This window comes from Streptomyces sp. HB132 (assembly GCF_016909575.1).
Taxonomy (GTDB): Bacteria; Actinomycetota; Actinomycetes; order Streptomycetales; family Streptomycetaceae; genus Streptomyces.
This window is the reverse complement of the sequence record NZ_JAFBGA010000007.1, coordinates 219,127-238,651: the sequence shown is the minus strand read 5'-3', so window position 1 is coordinate 238,651 and position 19,525 is coordinate 219,127. Positions and strand designations below refer to the sequence as shown.

At 71.7% G+C, this 19,525-nt stretch carries 16 protein-coding genes; 8 read left to right on the top strand and 8 right to left on the bottom strand.

Translation table 11 applies throughout. The features are described 5' to 3' along the window. Positions 1 to 241: 241 nt before the first annotated feature. The 5 genes from JOC24_RS18040 (at position 242) to JOC24_RS18020 (ending at position 5,700) form a co-directional block, all read left to right on the top strand. Positions 242 to 616, top strand: coding sequence for a hypothetical protein (locus JOC24_RS18040; protein ID WP_307792722.1), 375 nt, complete (start codon positions 242 to 244; stop codon positions 614 to 616). Positions 617 to 939: 323 nt separating this feature from the next. Continuing rightward, positions 940 to 2,205, top strand: a complete 1,266-nt coding sequence (locus JOC24_RS18035) for an NAD(P)/FAD-dependent oxidoreductase (RefSeq protein ID WP_205021344.1) — start codon at positions 940 to 942, stop codon at positions 2,203 to 2,205. A 20-nt stretch (positions 2,206 to 2,225) separates the two neighbouring features. Further along, entirely contained in the window at positions 2,226 to 3,407 is a 1,182-nt protein-coding gene (locus JOC24_RS18030) for a lycopene cyclase family protein (protein WP_307792721.1), read from the top strand. Then, positions 3,407 to 4,141: a methyltransferase domain-containing protein gene (locus JOC24_RS18025; RefSeq protein WP_205021342.1), complete on the top strand. Its 735-nt coding sequence runs from the start codon at positions 3,407 to 3,409 to the stop codon at positions 4,139 to 4,141. Before JOC24_RS18030 ends, JOC24_RS18025 begins: the two co-directional genes overlap by 1 nt. Then, entirely contained in the window at positions 4,138 to 5,700 is a 1,563-nt protein-coding gene (locus JOC24_RS18020; protein WP_205021341.1) for an FAD-dependent oxidoreductase, read from the top strand. Before JOC24_RS18025 ends, JOC24_RS18020 begins: the two co-directional genes overlap by 4 nt. A gap of 3 nt (positions 5,701 to 5,703) precedes the next feature. Here JOC24_RS18020 and JOC24_RS18015 read toward each other — a convergent pair whose 3' ends face one another. The 4 genes from JOC24_RS18015 to JOC24_RS18000 are packed head-to-tail and all read right to left on the bottom strand — an operon-like array spanning position 5,704 to position 10,416. Next, a complete protein-coding gene (locus JOC24_RS18015) occupies positions 5,704 to 6,711 on the bottom strand; it encodes a DUF5914 domain-containing protein (RefSeq protein WP_205021340.1) in 1,008 nt (335 codons plus the stop codon). Continuing rightward, a complete protein-coding gene (locus JOC24_RS18010) occupies positions 6,708 to 7,694 on the bottom strand; it encodes a phytoene/squalene synthase family protein (RefSeq protein WP_205021339.1) in 987 nt (328 codons plus the stop codon). The genes JOC24_RS18015 and JOC24_RS18010 overlap by 4 nt, the downstream gene beginning before the upstream one ends. Further along, on the bottom strand, positions 7,691 to 9,226 hold the full coding sequence (gene crtI / locus JOC24_RS18005; protein WP_205021338.1) for a phytoene desaturase family protein: 1,536 nt from the start codon (positions 9,224 to 9,226) through the stop codon (positions 7,691 to 7,693). The genes JOC24_RS18010 and crtI overlap by 4 nt, the downstream gene beginning before the upstream one ends. Then, a complete protein-coding gene (locus JOC24_RS18000; protein WP_205021519.1) occupies positions 9,223 to 10,416 on the bottom strand; it encodes a polyprenyl synthetase family protein in 1,194 nt (397 codons plus the stop codon). The genes crtI and JOC24_RS18000 overlap by 4 nt, the downstream gene beginning before the upstream one ends. A gap of 429 nt (positions 10,417 to 10,845) precedes the next feature. Between JOC24_RS18000 and JOC24_RS17995 the strand changes: the two genes are divergently transcribed. Beyond that, positions 10,846 to 11,184 carry a GNAT family N-acetyltransferase gene (locus JOC24_RS17995; protein WP_205021337.1) on the top strand — a complete coding sequence of 113 codons (339 nt, stop codon included), beginning with the start codon at positions 10,846 to 10,848 and terminating at the stop codon, positions 11,182 to 11,184. A gap of 51 nt (positions 11,185 to 11,235) precedes the next feature. Here JOC24_RS17995 and JOC24_RS17990 read toward each other — a convergent pair whose 3' ends face one another. Then, a complete protein-coding gene (locus tag JOC24_RS17990) occupies positions 11,236 to 12,774 on the bottom strand; it encodes a glycoside hydrolase family 43 protein (protein ID WP_205021336.1) in 1,539 nt (512 codons plus the stop codon). A 415-nt stretch (positions 12,775 to 13,189) separates the two neighbouring features. Between JOC24_RS17990 and JOC24_RS17985 the strand changes: the two genes are divergently transcribed. Then, complete coding sequence (locus JOC24_RS17985) at positions 13,190 to 14,248, top strand: protein kinase family protein (RefSeq protein WP_205021335.1); 1,059 nt, start codon at positions 13,190 to 13,192, stop codon at positions 14,246 to 14,248. A gap of 536 nt (positions 14,249 to 14,784) precedes the next feature. Next, positions 14,785 to 15,612 (top strand): aldo/keto reductase, encoded by an 828-nt coding sequence (locus JOC24_RS17980; protein ID WP_205021334.1) that lies wholly within the window; start codon positions 14,785 to 14,787, stop codon positions 15,610 to 15,612. A gap of 76 nt (positions 15,613 to 15,688) precedes the next feature. Here JOC24_RS17980 and JOC24_RS17975 read toward each other — a convergent pair whose 3' ends face one another. The 3 genes from JOC24_RS17975 to JOC24_RS17965 all read right to left on the bottom strand — a co-directional run bounded on the left by JOC24_RS17975 (position 15,689) and on the right by JOC24_RS17965 (position 19,482). Further along, positions 15,689 to 18,037 (bottom strand): GH92 family glycosyl hydrolase, encoded by a 2,349-nt coding sequence (locus tag JOC24_RS17975; protein ID WP_205021333.1) that lies wholly within the window; start codon positions 18,035 to 18,037, stop codon positions 15,689 to 15,691. Positions 18,038 to 18,436: 399 nt separating this feature from the next. After that, entirely contained in the window at positions 18,437 to 19,036 is a 600-nt protein-coding gene (locus JOC24_RS17970) for a class F sortase (protein WP_205021332.1), read from the bottom strand. 92 nt (positions 19,037 to 19,128) lie between these two features. Continuing rightward, complete coding sequence (locus JOC24_RS17965) at positions 19,129 to 19,482, bottom strand: hypothetical protein (protein WP_205021331.1); 354 nt, start codon at positions 19,480 to 19,482, stop codon at positions 19,129 to 19,131. Positions 19,483 to 19,525: the final 43 nt, after the last annotated feature.

Sequence of the window (19,525 nt, the reverse complement as noted above, 5' to 3'; positions counted from 1 at the left end):
CACGTATCGGCTGAAGCCGCGCTGTGTGCGTGCAGTGACGTACGGGTGGCCCTGAGCCGGTGCGCCAATCACCCGATTTCCGGTGGTGTGACGGCTCAGGACGGGGGCATACGGGGTGTCACCTGCCATTTGTCAGGTGAAGGGAGTGGTCCATGAGCGAGTTTGTCGAGACACGGCCGCAGACAGCTGCGGTGGTGACCGAGCCGGTGCCCGATCTGCAGCTGCGGTGGTGACCGAGCCGGTGCCCGATCTGCAGCTGCAACTGCTGATCCAGCTGCTGGACAGAGAGCTGCGCTCCAGTCTGCCGATCACCCTCACGCTGGCCGGTGGCGTACTCCACGGAGACGTGATCGGCCACGAGGCGTGGAAGGCCGACTGGGCACGGAGCCTCCGCCAGGTGGAGGGTGAGGGCGCGAACCTGATCGCGGAGTTCCCCGAGACGGTGGACCAGGGGATAAGGGAGCTGGGGGCCGGCGAGGCCACCTCGCAGCTGCCGCGCTGGATCCATCTGAGGGACGCCACGATGGTCTTCGGCGGTACGGGGTCCCTGCGACTGCCCCTGTGGCGCGGGCGTCTGGCCGATGTGTCGGGCTGGGCGCTGGGACGGCCGCAGTAACAGAGAGCGTGCGGGACTGCCGGCGGGCACACGGGGGAACCGGACCGCCGGCAGTCGGCTGTCCGGGGGCCGACCGCTCGCGGGCGCCCGTGGCCACGTCCCTACGAGCCGCAGAGCCACGCGGGGCGGGGCGGCGTCCGGCCGGGTCCCCCGGCGGGGCGTCCCGCGGCGCGGCGCATCCCGATCGCGGGTGAAGAGACCTCCGGACAGGGCACCCGAGTCACCCGAAGAGGCGGTCTCCGTGGCGGCTGCTCGCTTCGGAGCCCGGAACGTGATCGGGTTGACGCACCGTCAGCCGTACGGGACCGAACCGAGGGACGTGGATGACGAACCGACAGCACCCACCGCCGCCGGACGCCGTCGTCGTGGGCGCAGGCCTGGCGGGACTGGCCTGCGCACTCGACCTGTGCGGCGCGGGACTCCGCGTCGAACTGCTGGAGGCCTCCGACGGAGTGGGCGGCCGGATGCGTACGGACCGCAGGGACGGCTTCCTGCTGGACCGTGGCTTCCAGGTCTTCAACACCTCCTACCCGCAGGTGAAGAAGCGCGTCGACCTGCGCGCGCTGCGCCTGCGGCCCTTCACGCCCGGTCTCATCGCACGGACGCCCTCGGGGCGGGTGCGCGTCACCGACCCCACCCGACGGCCGGGGGACGCGGCCCAGCTGCTGCCCGGGAGGGTTCTCCCGGCCCGGGACCTCGCCGCCCTCGGTGCACTCACCGCCCGTGACGTGCTGCTTCCCGCCAAGCGTCTGGGCCGCACGAGGGACCGCACCGCGTCGGAGGCGCTCGTCCGCGCCGGGCTGTCACCGCGCGCGATCGAGGACCTGCTGCGGCCGTTCCTGTCCGGGGTGTTCCTGGAGGAAGGCCTGGAGACCTCGGCACGCTTCCTCCACCTGGTCTGGCGGAGCATGGCACGCGGCACGCTCTGCCTCCCCGCCCGGGGCATCGGCGCCGTGCCGGCCCAGCTCGCCGCCCGGCTGCCGGATGGCACCCTCCGGCTCGGTTCGGCCGTCGCGGAGGTCACGGATTCCGGGGTGCTCCTGGCCGACGGCTGCGAGCGGCCGGCCGACTCCGTCGTCGTGGCCACCGACTCGGTCACGGCCGCGCGCCTGCTGCCGGGCCTGCCGGTACCCGACAGCCGTACGGTGACGACGTACTACCACGCGGCGGACCGGTCACCCCTGACCGAACCGACCCTTGTCGTCGACAGCGGTCTCGCTGTCCTGAACAGCTGCGTGCTCACCGAGGTCGCCCCCACCTACGCGCCCCCGGGCACCACGCTGGTGTCGACCTCCGTCCTGGGCGCCGGACCTCCGGGCGGGGACAGGACGGTCCGGGCCCGGCTCGCCGAGCTGTACGACACGGACACGAGCAGCTGGGACACGGTCGCCGCCTACACCGTGGAGGGCGCCCTGCCGGCCATGCGGCCTCCCTGGCCGCTGAGCCGCACGACGCGTTTCGCACCCGGGCGGTACGTGAGCGGGGACTACCGGGCCACCGGGTCCGTGCAGGGCGCGCTGGCCTCCGGCAGCAGGGCGGCCCGAGAGGTACTGGCCGACCGGGCGGCGGCACGGACTCCCACGAGGTGACCGGAGGCGTTCACGGTCGGGTGGACGACGCCGTCGTCGTGGGCGGCGGCGCCGCCGGGCTCTGCCTGGCCCACTGGCTCACCAGGACCGGCACGGGAGTGACGCTGGTCGAGGCACCCGACGGGCCCCTCCGCCCGGCCGAGCGCACCTGGTGCTACTGGGAGGCCGGCACCGGCGAGTTCGAGGAGGCCGTCGTCGCGTCGTGGCAGCGACTGCGGGTGCGGGGGCCGGACGGCAGCGCCGTCGGGTCGGACCCGTCTCCGCTGCGTTACCGCATGGTGCGGTCGGGCCCTTTCGAGCAGCTGGTCCATTCCCGCCTGGCGGCGGCCCCGGAAGCCCGTGTCCTGCGCGCGACGGCCCACGAGGTACGCGACGCACCGTACGGCGCCGAGGTGCGCTGCACCACGGCCGACGGACGACCGCTCACCCTCCGCGGCCGGTACGTCTTCGACTCGCGGCCCGTGCCGGGCGCACCGCCGCACCGCACGATACTGCTGCAGCACTTCCGGGGCTGGTTCGTGCGCACCGCCGCCCCCCGCTTCGAACCCCAGGTGGCGGACCTCATGGACTTCCGGGTGCCGCAGCCCCGTCACGGCCTCGCGTTCGGCTACGTCCTGCCGCTGGCACCGGACCGGGCGCTGGTGGAATACACCGAGTTCTCCCGTGCCCCGCTCACGACGGCGGCGTACGAGGCCGCTCTGCGGCAGTACAGCGCGGGCGTCCTGCGGCTCGGCCGGTTCACCGTGGAGTCGGCCGAGCAGGGTGTCATCCCCATGACCGACGCGCGCTTCCCCCGCCGGACCGGCCGCGCCGTCTTCCGCATCGGAGCCGCCGGGGGCGCGACCCGCCCGGCCACCGGTTACACGTTCGCCGCCGTCCAGCGCCAGAGCCGGGCCATCGCCACCGCACTGCGCGACGGACGCCCGGGCGTGCCGCCACCGCACGGCCGCAGAGCTCTGGCCATGGACGCCGTGCTGCTCAGGGCCCTGGACACCGGGCGCGTGGACGGGCCGCGCTTCTTCACCGACCTGTTCCGCCGCGTCCCCATGGAGCGGCTGCTGCGTTTCCTCGACGGCGGGAGCACGCCGTGGGAGGAGTTCGGGATCGGTCTGCGTACACCCGTGGGCCCGATGCTCCGCACCGCGGCCGAAGTCCCCTTCCTCGCCCGCCGGGCCACCGGCCGATCCGAAGAGAGCTCCTGATGACCCTCCTGCGGGACCACGACCTGGCACGCGCCTTCGATCACGCGTCACACTCGTACGACCGGCTCACGGGGTTGAATCCGGGCTACCGCTCCGGACTCCTCCGCTCGGCGCACCGTCTGCGGCTGCCTCGTGGTGGAAGGGGGCTACGGGTCCTCGATCTCGGCTGCGGGACGGGCGCGTCCACGCGGGCTCTGATCCGGGCGGCCCCGTACGCCCGGATCACGGCGGTCGACGCCTCCGCGGGCATGCTGGAACAGGCGCGCGCGAAACGCTGGCCCCCGAACGTCCGTTTCCTGCACCGTTGCGCGGAGGACCTCCGCACCACCGACGACGACGGCTCGTACGACGCCGTATTCGCGGCCTACCTGTTCCGCAACGTCGCCGCCCCGGGTGACGTGCTCGAGGCCGTGCGCGCCCTTCTGCGCCCCGGAGGCCGTCTGCTGGTACACGAGTACAGCCTCAGCGGTTCGGCCGTGCACCGGGCCGTGTGGAACACGGTCTGCCGGGGCGTCATCGTCCCGGCGGGCACACTGACCGGAGACCGCGAGCTGTACCGCCATCTGTACCGCAGTGTCCTCGCGTTCGATACGGCACCCGTGTTCGCGCGACGGATCTCCCGGGCCGGGTTCCCCTTCGTACGGACCGTGCCGGTCGGCGGCTGGCAGACCGGCATCGTCCACGTGTTCCTCGCCGGGGGCGGCGTGGCCTCCGCCGGGCCCGTGGCGTCATGAGTGCCCGCAGGCGCCGCGTCGACGCCACGCGGCACGGACGCGACAGCCGGGCAGAGGTGCTGATGCCCGGACCCGGACGCGAGCGCCTCACCGGCGACGCACCTTCGGCCGCGGTGATCGGCGGCGGGATCGCCGGTCTCGCGGCGGCGACCGCGCTCGCCGAACGCGGTGTCCGGGTGACCCTGTACGAACAGGGGGAGAGCCTCGGCGGACGTCTCGCCGGGTGGCCGGTGCGCCTTGCCGACGGGTCGGCGGCGACGATGAGCCGCGGGTTCCACGCCTTCTTCCGCCAGTACTACAACCTGCGCGGGCTGCTGCGCCGGGCTGACCCCGGGCTGTCGGCGCTGGCCCCGATGGCGGACTACCCGCTGCGGCACCGCAACGGGATGGCGGACAGTTTCGCCCGTGTGCCGCGGACCCCGCCGTGGAGCGCGCTCGGATTCGTCGCGCTCAGCCCGTCGTTCGGATGGCACGACCTCGCCGCGATGAACCCCCGTGAGGCACTGCCCCTGCTCGACATCCGGGTACCCGAGGTGTACGAGCGGTTCGACGGGGTCAGCGCCGAGGACTTCCTGCACCGGATCAACTTCCCCGAGGCGGCCCACCACCTGGCCTTCGAGGTGTTCTCCCGCAGCTTCTTCTCCGACCCTCGCGAACTGTCGGCCGCCGAACTGCTGCTGATGTTCCACATCTACTTCCTCGGGTCGTCCGAGGGCCTCCTCTTCGACGTGCCGCGCGAACCGTTCCCGCAGGCGCTCTGGGAGCCTCTGGGCGACTCTCTGCGCCGGCTGGGCGCCGGGGTGCGTACCGGCACTCAGGTCCACCGCGTCCGCCCGGCCGCCGACGGGGACCTGACCGTGGACACCGAAGGAGCGGCGGACCGCCACCAGGCCGTGGTCCTCGCCCTGGACCCACGCGGCCTGCGCCATCTCGTCGCTGCCTCGGAGGAGTTGGGAGACGAGTCCTGGCGCGCGGACATCGCCGCCACGCGTACGGCGCCCCCGTTCCTCGTGTCCCGTCTCTGGCTGGACCGCCCCGTGCGCGAGGACCGCGCGGGCTTCCTCGGTACCAGTGGCTTCGACGGGCTCGACAACGTCAGTGTCCTCGACCGCTGGGAGGGCGAATCGGCCCGGTGGGCCGCGCGGACGGGCGGTTCCGTTGTCGAACTCCACGCCTACGCCGTCGATCGGAGGGCCGAACCGAAGGAGATCCAGCGCCGGATGCTCGACCGGCTGCACGAGGTGTATCCCGAGACGACGGACGCGGGGGTCGTCGACGCCCACCACGAATGGCGCGACGACTGCCCGCTCTTCTCCGTGGGCGGCTATCATCGCCGGCCCGCCGTGCGCACGCCTCATCCCCGTGTCACGGTGGCGGGCGACATGGTCCGCACCGGCCTCCCCGTCGCTCTGATGGAACGCGCGGCGACCTCCGGCTTCCTCGCCGCCAACGCGCTTCTCGCCGGCTGGGGCATCCGGGGGCAGGTGCTCTGGACCGTCCCGCGCGCCGGGCGGTCGCCGGTCCTGCGGGCCCTCGCGGGCCTGGCCGCGCGACGCTGAGACTCAGCCGGGGAAGCGCCCGGCGCTCCGCAGCGTCCAGCGGCGCTCGGCGTACGCCAGGTCGTCGCGCCAGAGCCGGCCTGCCGCCCGGCGCATCAGAGGCCGGAGAGCGGGCGCGACGGCGCGCGCCAGGGCGAAGCCCCGCCGCTCCGAGGCTGCGACCACGGCTTCGACCACCGCCGTGCGGGGGTGGGTGGCGCCGGGTGCGGTGAGCGGCGTGGCGTGGGTCTCCACGACCGACCCGGCACCCTCGCCGCCGGTGATGTGCATGACCACCGTGCGTGGTCCGGGGGCGGTGAACACGGCCCGGACCGGCACCACGAGGCGGCCGGCGACCTTGAACGAGACGTCGACGGCGAACGCGTCGTCCCCGCCGTCCTCAGGGGTACCGGCCACCTTCAGACCGACGAACGCGTACGGGTGGAACCAGGATCCGTGCCAGGGGTCGAGCCGGTTCGCGACCACGTCCTCGGGTTCGCACCGCCCCACCGCCGTGTACACCGCGTCCACCGCGTCCCCCGGCACAGGCCGCACCGGCACGGCCGGGCGCTCCAGCGGGCTTTCGCCCCCGGCGGCGTCGAGCCTCACCCAGACCAGCACGCCGTCGTCGTACACCGGATACGGCTCCCATCCGGCGAACGGCCCGCCGTCCAGGGCGAGACCGTGCCAGTGGCACAGCAGCGTCCCGCACACCACCCTGCTGTCGCGCAGCGGGGCCCCCAGATGCGGGCACTCCCCCGGGCCGCAGCGCAGCTCACCGTCCTCGGAGCGCCACAGGACGACCTCCGTCCCGGCGATCGTCCGGCCGTACGGGCGGTCCCGCGCGCCGACGTCGCGGGAGGCCCCGGCGACGTACCAGTTGCCGGACGGGCGGGCGGCGGCTCGCTTCAGCGCTGCGGCGATCACTGTGGGCTTCGCCTCGCGCCAGGTCGGGGCCTGCCGCTCCCAGCCGGGTGCGCGCCGCACTCGCAGCGGTGACGTCCATGGAGTCCTTCGGCGCGGCTCGCTCATCGCCCGGAACCCTCCGCCCCCGCGACCGCGCCCGACGACGCCACCGCCTGCCGGGCCCGCATCCGCGCGCCCATGATCCGTACGAGCCCGCCGGCGGCGGTGAGGGCACGGCGCCGGCGCGGCACCACGGCACGACGGTGCAGCACCCGGTAGTCGTCGGCGGCGATCGCGTCCAGGATCCCCCGGTACAGCACGAACGCGGTTCGGATGCAGGGCTGTACCCTCGGCTCCAGCATGTCGACGCCCGGCGCCGCTTCCTCGTACACCGTCCGGATCATCGCGTCCGCTTCGACGAACGCGGCCCTGACGCGCGGGTCGTGACGTCCGGTGCGGCGGCTCCAGTCGAGCAGGGGCCTCTCCACGCCGTGGGCGGCGAGCAGGTCCGCCGGCAGGTAGACGCGGCCGCGGTCCAGGTCCTCGCCCACGTCCCGCAGGAAGTTGGTCAGCTGGAAGGCCACGCCGAGAGCGGCCGCGTGCGGGGCCGCCTCCTCCCGGGGCACGACCGTCCCGAGCACGGGCAGCATCTGGAGGCCGATCACCGCCGCCGAACCGTGCATGTAGGCACGCAGATCGGCGTACGTCGGATAGTCGGTGACGGTCAGGTCGCTGCGCATGGACGCCAGGAAGTCGGCGAACAGGCCGTGGTCGATGGCGTACCGCTCGGCGGTGTGCGCCACGGCCCTCACCACCGGTTCCTCGCCGCCTCCCGAGCGCAGGCCGTGGGCGAGGTCGCTCTCCAGCCGACGCAGCAGGCGGTCGCGTTCCCCGGGAGGCTGCCGTCGGTCCAGGTCGTCCACGATGTCGTCGGCCCACCGGGCGAAGCCGTACAGCGCGTGGACGGCGCAGCGGCGTTCGACCGGCAGCAGCCGGGTGGCCAGGAAGTACGTGCGGCCGTGCTGTGCGTTGAGCCGCCGGCATCCGGTGTAGGCGGCGCGCAGAGCGGGCCCGGTGATTCCTGCGGCGTCCAGCTCACGGCCGTTCATGTGCTCTGCCCTTCGAGGAGGGGGGAACGACGGCGCACACCCGTCGCGTGGGGAAGGCCCGTGATGCGGGCTGCGGCGAGCTTGCCGCTCACGAGCACGGTCGGCACGCCCACCCCGGGTGTGGTTCCGCACCCGGCGAGGACGACGTTGTCGTAGCCGCGTACGAGGTTGCGTGGCCGGAAGGGGCCGGTCTGAGCGAACGTGTGCGACACGGAGAACGGGGTGCCCGCCGCGTGGCCCTGGGCGGCCCAGTCCATCGGGGTGACGAGCAGTTCCTGGTCCATGGATTCCTCGAAGCCGTCCAGTCCCCGGCGTTCCAGCTCGGCCAGGAGACTGTCGCGGTAACGCGGTCCCAGTCCGTGCCAGGTGGCCGCCGACGGGCCTGTCGTGGTGTTGGGGCACGGGGCCAGGACGTAGTGCAGGTGCCGGCCGGGCGGGGCGAGTGACGGGTCGTGCGTCGTCGGCCGGGTGATGAGCAGCGAGGGATCGCTCATCAGACTTCCGGTCCGGGTGAGTTCGTCGAAGGTGCGCTCCCAGGCGGCGCCGAAGGAGAGCGTGTGGTGCGCCAGGCCGGGCCAGGTGCGGTTGGTACCGGCGTGCAAGACCACCGCCGACGGCGCGTGCCGCAAGGGCACGGGACGCCGGGGTGCCCGCCCGAGGAGACCGTGGACGACAGGCAGATCGGGTGTCAGGACGACGGCGTCACAGGCGATCCGCTCGCCTGACTCCAGCCGTACGGCCCGGACCCGTCCGGCGGCTCGCTCCAGTCCGGCCACCTCGGCCGACCAGCGGAAGTCCCCTCCCGCGTCGGCTGCGGCGTCCGCCATGGCGCGGGGAAGGGCGTACATGCCGCCCTTCGGGAACCAGACGCCCGCGACCGTGTCCATGTAGGCGATGACCGCGTAGGCGGCGAGCGCGCGGGCCGGGGCGACTCCCGCGTACAGCGCCTGGAAGGAGAACACCCTCCGTAGCCGCGGGTCGGTGAGGAATCTGCCGATCTGCGGGTCGAGCCGGCCGAAGCCGCCCAGGGCCGCCAGCCGGGCGAGGTCCGGGTGGAGCAGCTTGAAGGGCGAGTCGAAGTTGGTGTCGATGAAGCGGCGCATCTGCGCCTGGTAGAGCCTTTCGAGCCATTGACGCAGACGGCGGTATCCCGCGGCCTGCGACGGCCCGGCGAACCTCAGGATCTCGGCCTCCATGGCGTCGCCGTCCGTGTGGACGTCCAGCCGGCTGCCGTCGGCGAAGTGCGCCCGGTAGGCGGGGTCCAGCGGGATGAGCTCCACCCGGCGGTGGAGGCTGTCCCCGACGGCGGCGAAGGCCTCGTCCGCCAGGTGCGGCATGGTCAGCACCGTGGGTCCCGTATCGATCCGGTAGCCGCCGAGTTCGAGGCGTCCCGCCCGGCCCCCGGGCCCGGAGGCCCGCTCGACGACGGTGACCCTGCGGCCCGCGCCCAGCAGGTGAAGGGCGGCGGCGAGGCCGGAGAGGCCGGCGCCGACCACCACCACGTGGTCAGTGGGGCCCGCCACGGTCCTCATGCGCTCTCCCCCTCTCCGTCGGGCACGGTGCCCACGGCCCTGGCCACCAGCACCGCGAACTCCCGCCGCGCTCGGGCATCGGCTCCGACGGCGGCGAAGTGACGCAGGCTCGACGCCGAGAGGCCGGCGATCTCCTCCTCGACGACGGCCCGTGCGCCCGTACGTTCCAGAGCGGCGCGCATCCGCTCGACCGCGCCTGCGCCCGTCCCCGCGTCGCCGGGGCCGAGTACGGCCAGAGCCTCGGTGTCGCCGGATTCGGCGGCGAGCCGGAGAGCGACCGCGCGGAGACAGGTGAGCTTGCGTGCCCTCAGATCCTCGTCCGCGGGCTTCCCCGTCACGGCCGGATCACCGAACGCGCCCAGCAGGTCGTCACGCAGTTGGAAGGCGAGTCCCGCACATCGTCCGGCGGCCCGCAGCCCGTCCGTGGTGCGGGCGTCGGCACCCGCCAGGGAGGCGCCCAGGGCGAGCGGCCGCTCGACGGTGTAGAGCGCGCTCTTGAGCGTCGCGATGTTCCTGGCCTGGGCGGGATCGGAGGATCCGGTCGCCTGCGCCCGCATGTCCAGGTACTGCCCGGCCACCATCTCGCCGCGCATCGCCTGCCACTCCCTGTGCAGCTGCTCCCCGTACGGCGAGGTCAGTGCGGTCTCGGTGAAGAGGTCGTCGGCCCACGCCAGCGCCAGGTCTCCGGCCAGCACCGCGGCGGTGGCCGAGTAGGAGGCAGCGGAACCGCGCATACGGCCCGCCCGGTGTTGCCGCGCGAAGTCCGCGTGCACGGCGGGCGCGCCCCGGCGCACCGGGGATTCGTCCATGACGTCGTCGTGCACCAGGGCGCAGGTCTGCAGCAGTTCGAGGGCGGCGCCGATGCGCAGCGGTGTCAGGGGGTCGCCGACGCCGCCGGTTGCCACCCACCCGCACCAGACGAAGGCGGTCCGCAGCCGTTTGCCGCCCCGCAGGACGAACGCTGCGACCCGGGAGGCCACTTCCTCGGCGAACACCGCGTCGACCCGCCGGGCCTCCCGCAGTCTGCCGCGCAGGTACTCCTCGAGGACGGCCCCGACGGCTGAGGCCGCCTCACCGGCGGTGCCCGCGTCCGGCCCGGGGTCCGCGCGGCAGTCCGTGCGACCGCCGGTACCCGTCGGCGGGCCGGCGACTCCGCCGGTCCCTGCGTGCGCCGCCCGTGGACCGAGCATGGAGAGCCCCTTTCGCTGGGTTGTCCGCTTCATGCGTCCACCGGTGCTTCCAGCCACGTAAGGCGCGGACGCCCTATGCCTGCCCGCGACGCGGCGCGGTCGGAGCGGAGTCCACCCGGATGGCGGACAGAAAGAGCGGAGGGAGCTGATCCATGTGCCCGGAGGCGGTGGCGAACCGGCGTCCTGACGGACCGCGCGTGATCCGGGGTTCCGACGGCCTGACGAGGCATGCCGTCCGGGCCGGTCCCACCGGTCGTTGTTCGGGTGTGCCGTCGGCTGACGCGCCGTGGGCGAAGTCCTCCGCGTGCTCGGCGGGCGGGGCCTCGCCGGTCAGCAGCGGGCCCGTGCGGGATGATGCTGCGGTCACCGATCGTCCGGCGCCACCCTCTCGTCACGTGGCGCCCCGACTCGCCCGAAAGGCAGCACCTGATGACCCGAGCCGCCACCCCGATCGTCCGGAACGTGGACGCGAGGCACCGCTACGAGATCCAGACCGACGAGGTGATCGCGGGATTCACCGCCTACCGCGACCGGGACGGGCAGCGCGTGTTCTTCCACACCGAGATCGATGACGCCTTCGCGGGCCGGGGGCTGGCCTCCGTCCTCGTGCAGGAGGCGCTGAACCACGTACGGGGCGAGGGCAAGCGGATCGTGCCCGTCTGTCCGTACGTGGCGAAGTTCCTCGAGAGGCACGACGAGTTCACCGACATCACCGATCCGGTCACGCCCGAGGTCCTGCAGTGGCTGGAGGCCACGCCGGCACGCTGATCGTCCGCGGCCTCGCCCCGTACGCCGTCGGGGGCGAGGCCGCGGACCGGGTCAGACCGGCCGCAGCTCGAACCAATCGAAGGCCGGGGTGCCGCGGGTCGCGTACATGCCGACGACCCGGCCGGTGAAACCACCCGCGACCTCGGTGGTGAGGTAGCGGCCGTCGAGTTCGGCGAGGACCTCGAAGTGTCCGTCCTCGGTCTCGTATCCCAGGCGGAGGGTGTCGGGCCCGCCGACGCGGAGCCCGGACAGCACGTCGGCTTCGACGTCCGCAGGCCGTGTCGTGACGGTGGGCGGCAGGACATCCGTGGTGGTCACGTCGATCCGCAGCGTCAGCGGACCCGAGGCGATCGCCCGTTCGGCGACCGTCTGGCACAACGGACCGATGCGGGCGACCGCGCGGACCGTGCCGTCCTCCGTCTCCACCTGGTAGTGGTGTGCCTCGTCGAGCCGTACGGCCAGGCCTCCCCTGCCTCCTTCACCGGCGTCGGCACGGGCCCGCGCACTGCAGTCCGCATCGCGCTGGCGCCGTCCCACGAACACCGCACCGGGCTTGTCCAAGCTGTTCGCCCGGGCATGCAGCACCAGCTGCCCGGGCCGCTCGTCGAGGCGTACGGCGTCCGGTTCGTGCCGTCTGGTCGACACCCAGCAGGGTGCGAGAGCCGGGGCGTCGAAGTCGTCACGGTGCGGCTCGGCGGGCCAGGGGTGCGGAGCCAGCTCCGGCGCCGGGGCACGGAGTTCCAGCGGTCCCGGCAACGGCCACTCGTCCTCCCACCGCACGGGCACGAGGAAGGTCTCCCGGCCCATCCCGTGGTACTGCGGTGTGTCGCCGCGGGGCCGGGTGCCCAGGAGCACCATCCACCACGTCCCGTCGTGCGCCTCGACGAGATCACCGTGGCCGGTGTTCTGCACCGGGTGACCGGTACTGCGGTGGGACAGCACCGGGTTGTCCGGATGCGGTTCGAACGGTCCCTGCAGGGAGCGTGCCCTGGCGATCGACATCGCGTGTCCGCGTTCCGTGCCACCTTCGGAGAGCAGCAGGTACCACCAGTCACCGACCCGGTAGAGGTGCGGGCCCTCGGGGTACTGGAGCCCGGTACCCGACCACATCCGCACCGGTTCGCCGAGCAGTTGACCCGTTTCCGGCTCGATGCGCACCGCGCGGATGCCGTCGTGGGAGAACACGCACCAGCAGTTCCCCTCGTCGTCCCAGACCAGATCGGGGTCGATGCCGGGTATGCCCACCGGCACGGGATCCGACCACGGGCCGGCCGGATCCTCGGCGGTCACGAGGACGTTGCCCGCACCGGCCACCACCGTCGTGATCATCCAGAAGCGGCCGTCGTGATGCCGGAGCGTGGGTGCGTACACCCCGCACGAGGCCGGGGCCGTGTCCGGAAGACGCAACTGCGACGGGCGGTCCAGCGCGTGCCCGATCAGCCGCCAGTGCACGAGGTCCCTGCTGTGCCACAGGGGCACCCCGGGTACGTACTCGAAGCTGGACGTCGCCACGTAGTAGTCCTCGCCCACGCGGCAGATGCTCGGATCCGGGCTGAAGCCTGGGATCACGGGATTGTCGAAGTACGCCATCGTCCGTCCTCGGGGCTCAGGCCAGGACCGTAACCCCGGGCCAAGATCGTTGAAGCGCTTCGAAGATGGCAGTCGTGGGGAAGGGTGTCAATAGGCCCGTCGGGAAGTCGGCATCGGGAGATGGGGACGATGACCGTGGCGAGTCCTGCGACCAGGGACGGCCTTGCGGCATCGAGCCCGGGCGGCCCTTGACCACAAGAAGGGTGTCGAAGCGCTTCAACAGCTGAGGTCACCCCTGGGCCGGTCAGCGCCCGCAGCCGGGCACCTGAGCGCGAAACGGCGCGTGCGAAGCCGGCCCTTCCGCTCCAGCCCTCACGTAGGGTGTGTTCGCCGGTGCGTTCGCATCTGCCGCCCGCGTACCTCCCGAACCCCTTCACGCCGGCGCCGAGACGGAGGTGCGGTGAAAGTTCCCGACATGTCGCACCGTGCGCGCCTGGGCACATACAGTGCCGTCTCCACGTCCCTGGCGTTGTGCGGTGATCGCGCCCTGGCCGAACTCGTGGACACCGCCGTGCCGATCGGATCCGGGATCGGCGGGAAGTCGGCACTGATGGAGGTCGCCGGCACGCCGGTCTTCGTGAAGCGGGTGCCCCTCACCGATCTGGAGCGGCAACCCGAGCACGTCCGTTCCACGGCGAATCTGTTCAAGTTGCCCGTGTTCTGCCAGTACGGCATCGGCAGCATCGGAGGGCCGGGCTTCGGGGCCTGGAGGGAACTCGCCGTGCACACCATGACGACGAACTGGGTGCTCGCGGGGGAATACGAGGGCTTCCCCCTGATGTACCACTGGAGAGTGCTGCCCGACTCGACGCCCCTGCCCGAGGAACTGGCCGACGTCGAAGGGGCCGTGGCGTACTGGGGCGGAGGATCGCAGGTACGCCGCCGGATCAGGGCCCTCGAACAGGCCTCGGCGAGTGTCGCACTGTTCCTGGAGTACATCCCGCGGAACGTGCACCAATGGCTGGGCACCCAGGTCGAAGCCGGCGCCCGGACCGCCGGCCGGGCCTGCGACATGGTGGAGAGGAACCTGGCAGCCGGCACCTCATTCATGAACAGCCGTGGGCTCCTGCACTTCGACGCCCACTTCGAGAACATCCTGACCGATGGCCGGCGCCTCTACTTCACGGACTACGGACTCGCCGTTTCCTCCGGGTTCGAGTTGTCGCAGGTCGAGTCCGACTTCTTCGAACGGCATCAGACCTACGACCGCTGTTACACCGCCACGTATTTCGTGAACTGGCTGGTCACCGCTCTTTTCGGATACCGGAGGGAGGACGCGGACGGCCGCCACGCCCTGGTGCGCGCCTATGCGGAGGGCAAGCGCCCCACGGGAATCCCGGAAGAGGCCGCGGCGATCATCGCCCGGCTCGCGCCGATCGCCGCGGTGATCTCGGACTTCAATCGCACGTTCCAACGCGGGAGCAGGCAGACCCCGTATCCGCTGGAGGAGATCCGACGGATCGGCCGCGTCTAGAACCCGCACACCCGGGGCCGCGGTCACCAGGACGCCGACCACCACGCATCCCGGATGCTCCCGGCAGCAGGTTTCGGGGCGGCACACGACGGACACGCGCCGGAGAGCGCATCTCGCGCACGACTGTGGCCTCGTGCGGGGCGCAGCGCCCCGGACACAGCCCGAACAGGGTTTCCTCATTCAGCCGTATCAACCTGTTTGCCCCGATTGATGTCGGGTACGCCGCAGTGAGGGCGGAATGCAGTGTTCCGCTACACACCTCAACCGTCGCCCGGGAGATTTCGTGTCGGATCAGCGCGTACGGCTCGGCGTGGCCGAGCGGGTGGAGCCGCCATGGTCGACCACCCAACGGGCACCCGGCCCGGATCCTGCCGCCGGAGGCGGGGCTGTGTGATCGCCGGCTGAACCGCCGCCGCGCACCGGCGTGACACGCCGGTGCGATGCGGTGCGGCGACGTCCGCGTCGTCCGTACAGAACGGCCCACGGCGTCCGGAGCAGCTGCAACAACCCTGAACATCGACGACAAGGAGTCATCCGTGCCCGCAGTACCCGCCATCACCCTCAACAACGGCGTGGAAATCCCCCAGCTCGGTTTCGGGACCTTCCAGATTCCCCCGGAGGACACCCGCGAGACCACTCTGGCGGCTCTGGAGGCCGGCTACCGCCACATCGACACGGCGCAGATGTACGGCAACGAGAAGGAGGTCGGCCAGGCGGTCCATGACTCCGGTCTCGACCGGGCCGACATCTTCGTCACCAGCAAGCTGGACAACGACGCCCATGCCTACGACGACGCCCTCCAGGCGTTCGAAGGCACCATGGAGAAGGTGGGGCTGGACTACCTGGACCTCTTCCTCATCCACTGGCCTCTCCCCGACAAGGGTGATTTCGTCGAGACCTGGAAGGCCCTGGAGGAGATCTACCGTTCGGGACGCGTGAAGGCCATCGGGGTCTCGAACTTCCAGCCCAACCACGTGCGCCGGCTGCTCGACAACAGTGTGGTGGTGCCCGCCGTCAACCAGATCGAGGTGCATCCCTACCTCACCCAGGACGCGGTCCGGTCCTTCGGGGCCGAACACGGTATCGCCACCGAAGCCTGGTCCCCGATCGCACAGGGCAAGGTGCTCGACGATCCGACCCTCGTCCGTATCGCGGAGCGGGTCGGCAAGTCGACGGCCCAGGTGACCCTTCGCTGGCACCTGCAGCGTGGGGACATCGTGTTCCCCAAGTCGGTGACGCTGCGGCGCATCGAGGAGAACTTCGACCTCTTCGACTTCGAACTCACCGAGGGGGACATCGGTGAGATCAGCGCCCTGAACCGGGACGAGCGGACCGGGTTCGATCCGGACCGCTTCAACGGCTGAGCGCCTCACGGCGGAACGGGAGAACCCGCCCCTCGTCGAGGGGCGGGTCCCGTGCGCGTCCCGGTTGTTCAGCGCGTCACTTCAGGGCGGGCGGCGCCGCGTCCGCCGATGTGCCCCACCGCGAGGGCTGTGTACCGACCTCGAAGGACAACTCGCGCGTGTCGCGGATGTCTTCGGTGGTCAGGTAGGTCTTCTCGTACGCGGCCCCGTCGGTCCGTGCCGACTGGATGTAGCGGGACGAGTCGGAGGTGCCCGGAGCCTTAACGGTCAGGCTGCCCCTGGGGTAGTAGCGCCGGTCGAGGGTCAGGTCCACCCGCTCGAAGACGGGGGTGGACAGGCTCCACGTGTCGGTGCCCGGCTGGACCGGGAAGATCCCGATGGAGGAGAGGACGTTCCAGGCGGACATCGTCCCCAGGTCGTCGTTGCCGGTCATGCCGGTCGGGGTGTCCGTGAAGAGCGTGAGCGCGGCGTGCACCACGTCGGTCGTCTTCCAGGGCTGACCGGTGGACAGGTAGGTGTAGGGGGCGATCAGGTCGGGCTCGTTCTGCGGGTTGTACTTGTCCGCGTTGTAGTAGTCGTACGGCCCGTTCACCCACACCTCGCGGGCGGTCTTCGCAGGGTCCTGCAGCAACTGCTCGTACGCGAAGAACGAGTCGAGACGCTCGTTCGCCGCCCGCGTGCCGCCGATCAGGGAGACCATGCCGGGCAGATCCTGCGGGACGAGCCACTGGTACTGCCAGGACGTGCCCTCGTGGAAGCCCTCGCTCTGTGCCGGGTCGACGGGGCCCGTGAAGTCCCCCTTCGCGTCCCGTGCGCGGAAGAAGCCCGTCGAGCTGTCGAAGATCTTCCGGTAGTTCTGCGCCCGCTCCGCATACCGCGCGGCGTCTTCCTCGTGCCCCAGCTCCTTCGCCATCTGCCCGAGCATCGCGTCGGACAGGGCGTACTCCAGGGTCGCGGAGGCACCGTGGTCGTAGTCCGAGTCGCCAGGCTTCACGTGGGCACGGCCCTTGATGTAAGGCGCGAAGCCGTCGGCGAGGTACTCCTTGTTGGCTTCGCGGCCCACGGGGGCGGAGTCGGCCGGGGGCACACCGTCGGCGTTCTTCCTGAGCGCGCGGTAGGCCTGTTCCTCGTACCCCTTGAGCAGGCCCTGCTGGTAGGCGTTGGTGAGGAACGGTGTGACGGGGTCACCGGTCATGATGTTCGTCTCGACCGTGCCGTAGCCCCACTTGGGCAGCCAGCCGCTGTCCTCGTCGATCTTGAGGACGGAGATCGCCATGTCGCGCGACTCGTGGGGGGCGAGCAGCGACAGGAGCTGGGCCTGGGTGCGGTAGGTGTCCCAGAGTGACCAGTTCTGGTAGTAGGTGAATCCCTTGGCGCGGTGGATCTTCTGGTCCCAGCCGGTGTAGCGGCCGTCGACGTCGCTACCGATGTTCGGTGCGAGGAACGAGCGGTAGAGGGACGAGTAGAAGGTACGCCGCAGCGTCTCGCTGCCGCCCTTCGCGCGGACGTCGTCGAGGCGGTCCTCCCACGCGGCCTGCGCGGCGCGCGCGACGCGGTCGTACGAACGGCCGCCTTCGGCGCGGAGGTTGAGGGCCGCACCCTTGGCGTCCACGTACGAGATGGCGGTGGTCGCCTCGACGGTGCGGTCCTTGGTCGTGTCGAAGCGCAGGAAGGCCCCGTTGCGCTCGGCGGCCGCCGACGAGGACTTCGAGCCCTCCGTGACCGTGTCGCCCTTCCAGGTACCGGAGGTCGTGAAGGGGCGGTCGAAGCGGGTCAGCGTGTACACCGTGTACGGCTTGGTGTCCTGGCAGAAGCCGCTTCCGGTGATGGCCGTACGCACGGTGCGGCTGTCGAGGATCTCCACCTCGGTGTTCACCGTCCTGTGCAGCGACTGGCCGGCGTTGATCAGGACGTTGGCCTTGTCGGTGGCGGGAAAGGTGTAGCGCTGTACGCCCGTTCGCTCGGTGGCGCTCAGCTCGGCCTCGATGCCCGTCTTGAGGCCCACCTTGTAGGTGCCGGGGCTCGCCTTCTCGTCGTCGTGGCTGAACTCGGCAGCGTATGTGGCGTTGTCCGTCGAGGTGATGTCACCGGTCGTGGGAAGGACCGGGAGGTCACCGCCCAGGCCGCAGCCCACGCCGGAGATGTGGACGGTGGAGAAGCCCCTGATGTGGGTCTCCGAGTAGTCGTAGCCCGTGTTGTGCCCGGTGTCGGGCGAGAACTGCACCATGCCGAAAGGCACCGCGGCACCCGGATAGGTGTTGCCCTCGTTCTCCGTTCCGATGAACGGGTTGACGAGATCGGTGAGCCGACCGCGCTCGGCATGCCCCCCTCCGTCCGCCGCGGCAGGTGCGGCGACAGCGCCGCCGAGGAGGGCGGCTGTGGCGGCCGCCGCCCCCGCACCGCGAATCCAGTGGGTCCATCTCATGGAATGAGCGCCTCTCGAAACGTAGACAACGTTGTCATGCGCACTGCGCGATCATTCTTGGCCTGCATGCGTGTACTCGTCAAGAGTTCGGGCGGACACCGCCCTCGTCACCAGTCGGCACAAACGTCCGCGTGCGGCGAGTCCCGCACCGCCGACGGGTGTCTCGGCGCCGTGGATCATCTGGTTGAGCTCCGGCGTGAACTGGCCGCTTTCGGCGCCACGTCGGATGGTGATCTGCCGGCTCCGGTCGAGCTTGTCCCGCCGGACGACGCGGCGGGACAAGCTGCCCTGTGCCTTGTGGCCGGGACGGCCGGTGCCGTCGTGGGCGAAGTGGCGGACGGCGGTCGACCGGGCCTCGCTCCGGTTCCGCCGCGGACGCGCACCCGGCCCGGAGTCGTGTCAGCGCAGCGTCGCGTACACGATCAGGTTGTCCACCGGGTGGCCGGCGGCGTCGAAGGCTCCGTCGCAGGTGATCAGCCGAAGCACGCTCTCATCGGTGGCTCCGTAGACCTTCCGGGTGGGAAAGGTCTTCTTGCTGACGGTCTCCGTTCCGGTGACCGTGAAGTGCTTCTTTTCCCCTCCCCCACCGGACACGGCGATGTCCGCACCCTTGGCGATCGTGTGCAGGTCGTGGAAGACGGCCTTGCCGAACCGTGTGTCGTTGTGCCCGATGAGCACGGCGGCGCCGGGCTCGCCGGGCACGGCCCCGCCCGCGTACCAGCCGGCCGTCATGCCCTTCTCGGCCGGCGGCACCTCGACCGTCCCGTCCTCGTTGAGCCCCAGCCGCATCAGCGTGCTGTCTATCCCCAGCGACGGGACCGTCAGCCGCGTCGGCGCCGGCGCCCCGGGGGATTCCGAGGGCCTGGGGGCCGCTGCGCCCGTCCTGACGGATGGCGGGGGCGCATCGTCCGTCGCGCAGCCGGTGACGGGGGCGAGCAGCAGGCCGGCTGCCGCCACGGACACGGCGGTCCGCCAGGACGATTTCGGTATGAGGGACATCAGTTGCTCCGGTGCAGTGGGCGAGCTGAGGCGGGAGGGGAAACGGCGGGTGGCGCCCCTCCCCGCGCGGGGAGGGGCGCCACCGTCAGGGATCAGCCGTTGCGCTGTGCGGACCGGCGGCGCATCACGAACGCGCCGGCGCCCGCGAGCAGTACCGCGCCGGCCGCGGAACCGTACAGCGCGGTGCCGCCGGCTTCCGCGGCCGGGCTCTCCCCGGCATCGACACCGCCCCGCGGCATCGGGCCGGCCGGCACGGAAACGGCCGGGGCCGAGGTCGGCGCCTCTGAGCGTTCGGCGCCTTCGGGCGCCGTGGTGGGGGTCTCCGTGCGCTCGGCGGGTACCGGCGTGGGCGTGTCGTCGGCGACGGCCACGCCGGACGGGAGCAGGACCGCGCCGAGGCCGACAGCGGCAAGGACTGCGGTGCGCAGGGTCGGGCGAAGGGACATGAAGAACTCCGATTCCAGCTCGGCGTTGGTGGTGCCCGCGCAC

What these genes read in the sequence shown, in the direction of transcription:
- JOC24_RS17970 (WP_205021332.1), bottom strand. Translation starts at nt 19,036, where the DNA reads ATGTCCCTCATACCGAAATCGTCCTGGCGGACCGCCGTGTCCGTGGCG.
- JOC24_RS18015 (WP_205021340.1), bottom strand. Translation starts at nt 6,711, where the DNA reads ATGAGCGAGCCGCGCCGAAGGACTCCATGGACGTCACCGCTGCGAGTG.
- JOC24_RS17990 (WP_205021336.1), bottom strand. Translation starts at nt 12,774, where the DNA reads ATGGCGTACTTCGACAATCCCGTGATCCCAGGCTTCAGCCCGGATCCG.
- JOC24_RS18000 (WP_205021519.1), bottom strand. Translation starts at nt 10,416, where the DNA reads ATGCTCGGTCCACGGGCGGCGCACGCAGGGACCGGCGGAGTCGCCGGC.
- JOC24_RS17965 (WP_205021331.1), bottom strand. Translation starts at nt 19,482, where the DNA reads ATGTCCCTTCGCCCGACCCTGCGCACCGCAGTCCTTGCCGCTGTCGGC.
- JOC24_RS18035 (WP_205021344.1), top strand. Translation starts at nt 940, where the DNA reads ATGACGAACCGACAGCACCCACCGCCGCCGGACGCCGTCGTCGTGGGC.
- JOC24_RS18025 (WP_205021342.1), top strand. Translation starts at nt 3,407, where the DNA reads ATGACCCTCCTGCGGGACCACGACCTGGCACGCGCCTTCGATCACGCG.
- crtI (WP_205021338.1), bottom strand. Translation starts at nt 9,226, where the DNA reads ATGAGGACCGTGGCGGGCCCCACTGACCACGTGGTGGTGGTCGGCGCC.
- JOC24_RS18020 (WP_205021341.1), top strand. Translation starts at nt 4,138, where the DNA reads ATGAGTGCCCGCAGGCGCCGCGTCGACGCCACGCGGCACGGACGCGAC.
- JOC24_RS17985 (WP_205021335.1), top strand. Translation starts at nt 13,190, where the DNA reads ATGTCGCACCGTGCGCGCCTGGGCACATACAGTGCCGTCTCCACGTCC.
- JOC24_RS17995 (WP_205021337.1), top strand. Translation starts at nt 10,846, where the DNA reads ATGACCCGAGCCGCCACCCCGATCGTCCGGAACGTGGACGCGAGGCAC.
- JOC24_RS18010 (WP_205021339.1), bottom strand. Translation starts at nt 7,694, where the DNA reads ATGAACGGCCGTGAGCTGGACGCCGCAGGAATCACCGGGCCCGCTCTG.
- JOC24_RS17975 (WP_205021333.1), bottom strand. Translation starts at nt 18,037, where the DNA reads ATGAGATGGACCCACTGGATTCGCGGTGCGGGGGCGGCGGCCGCCACA.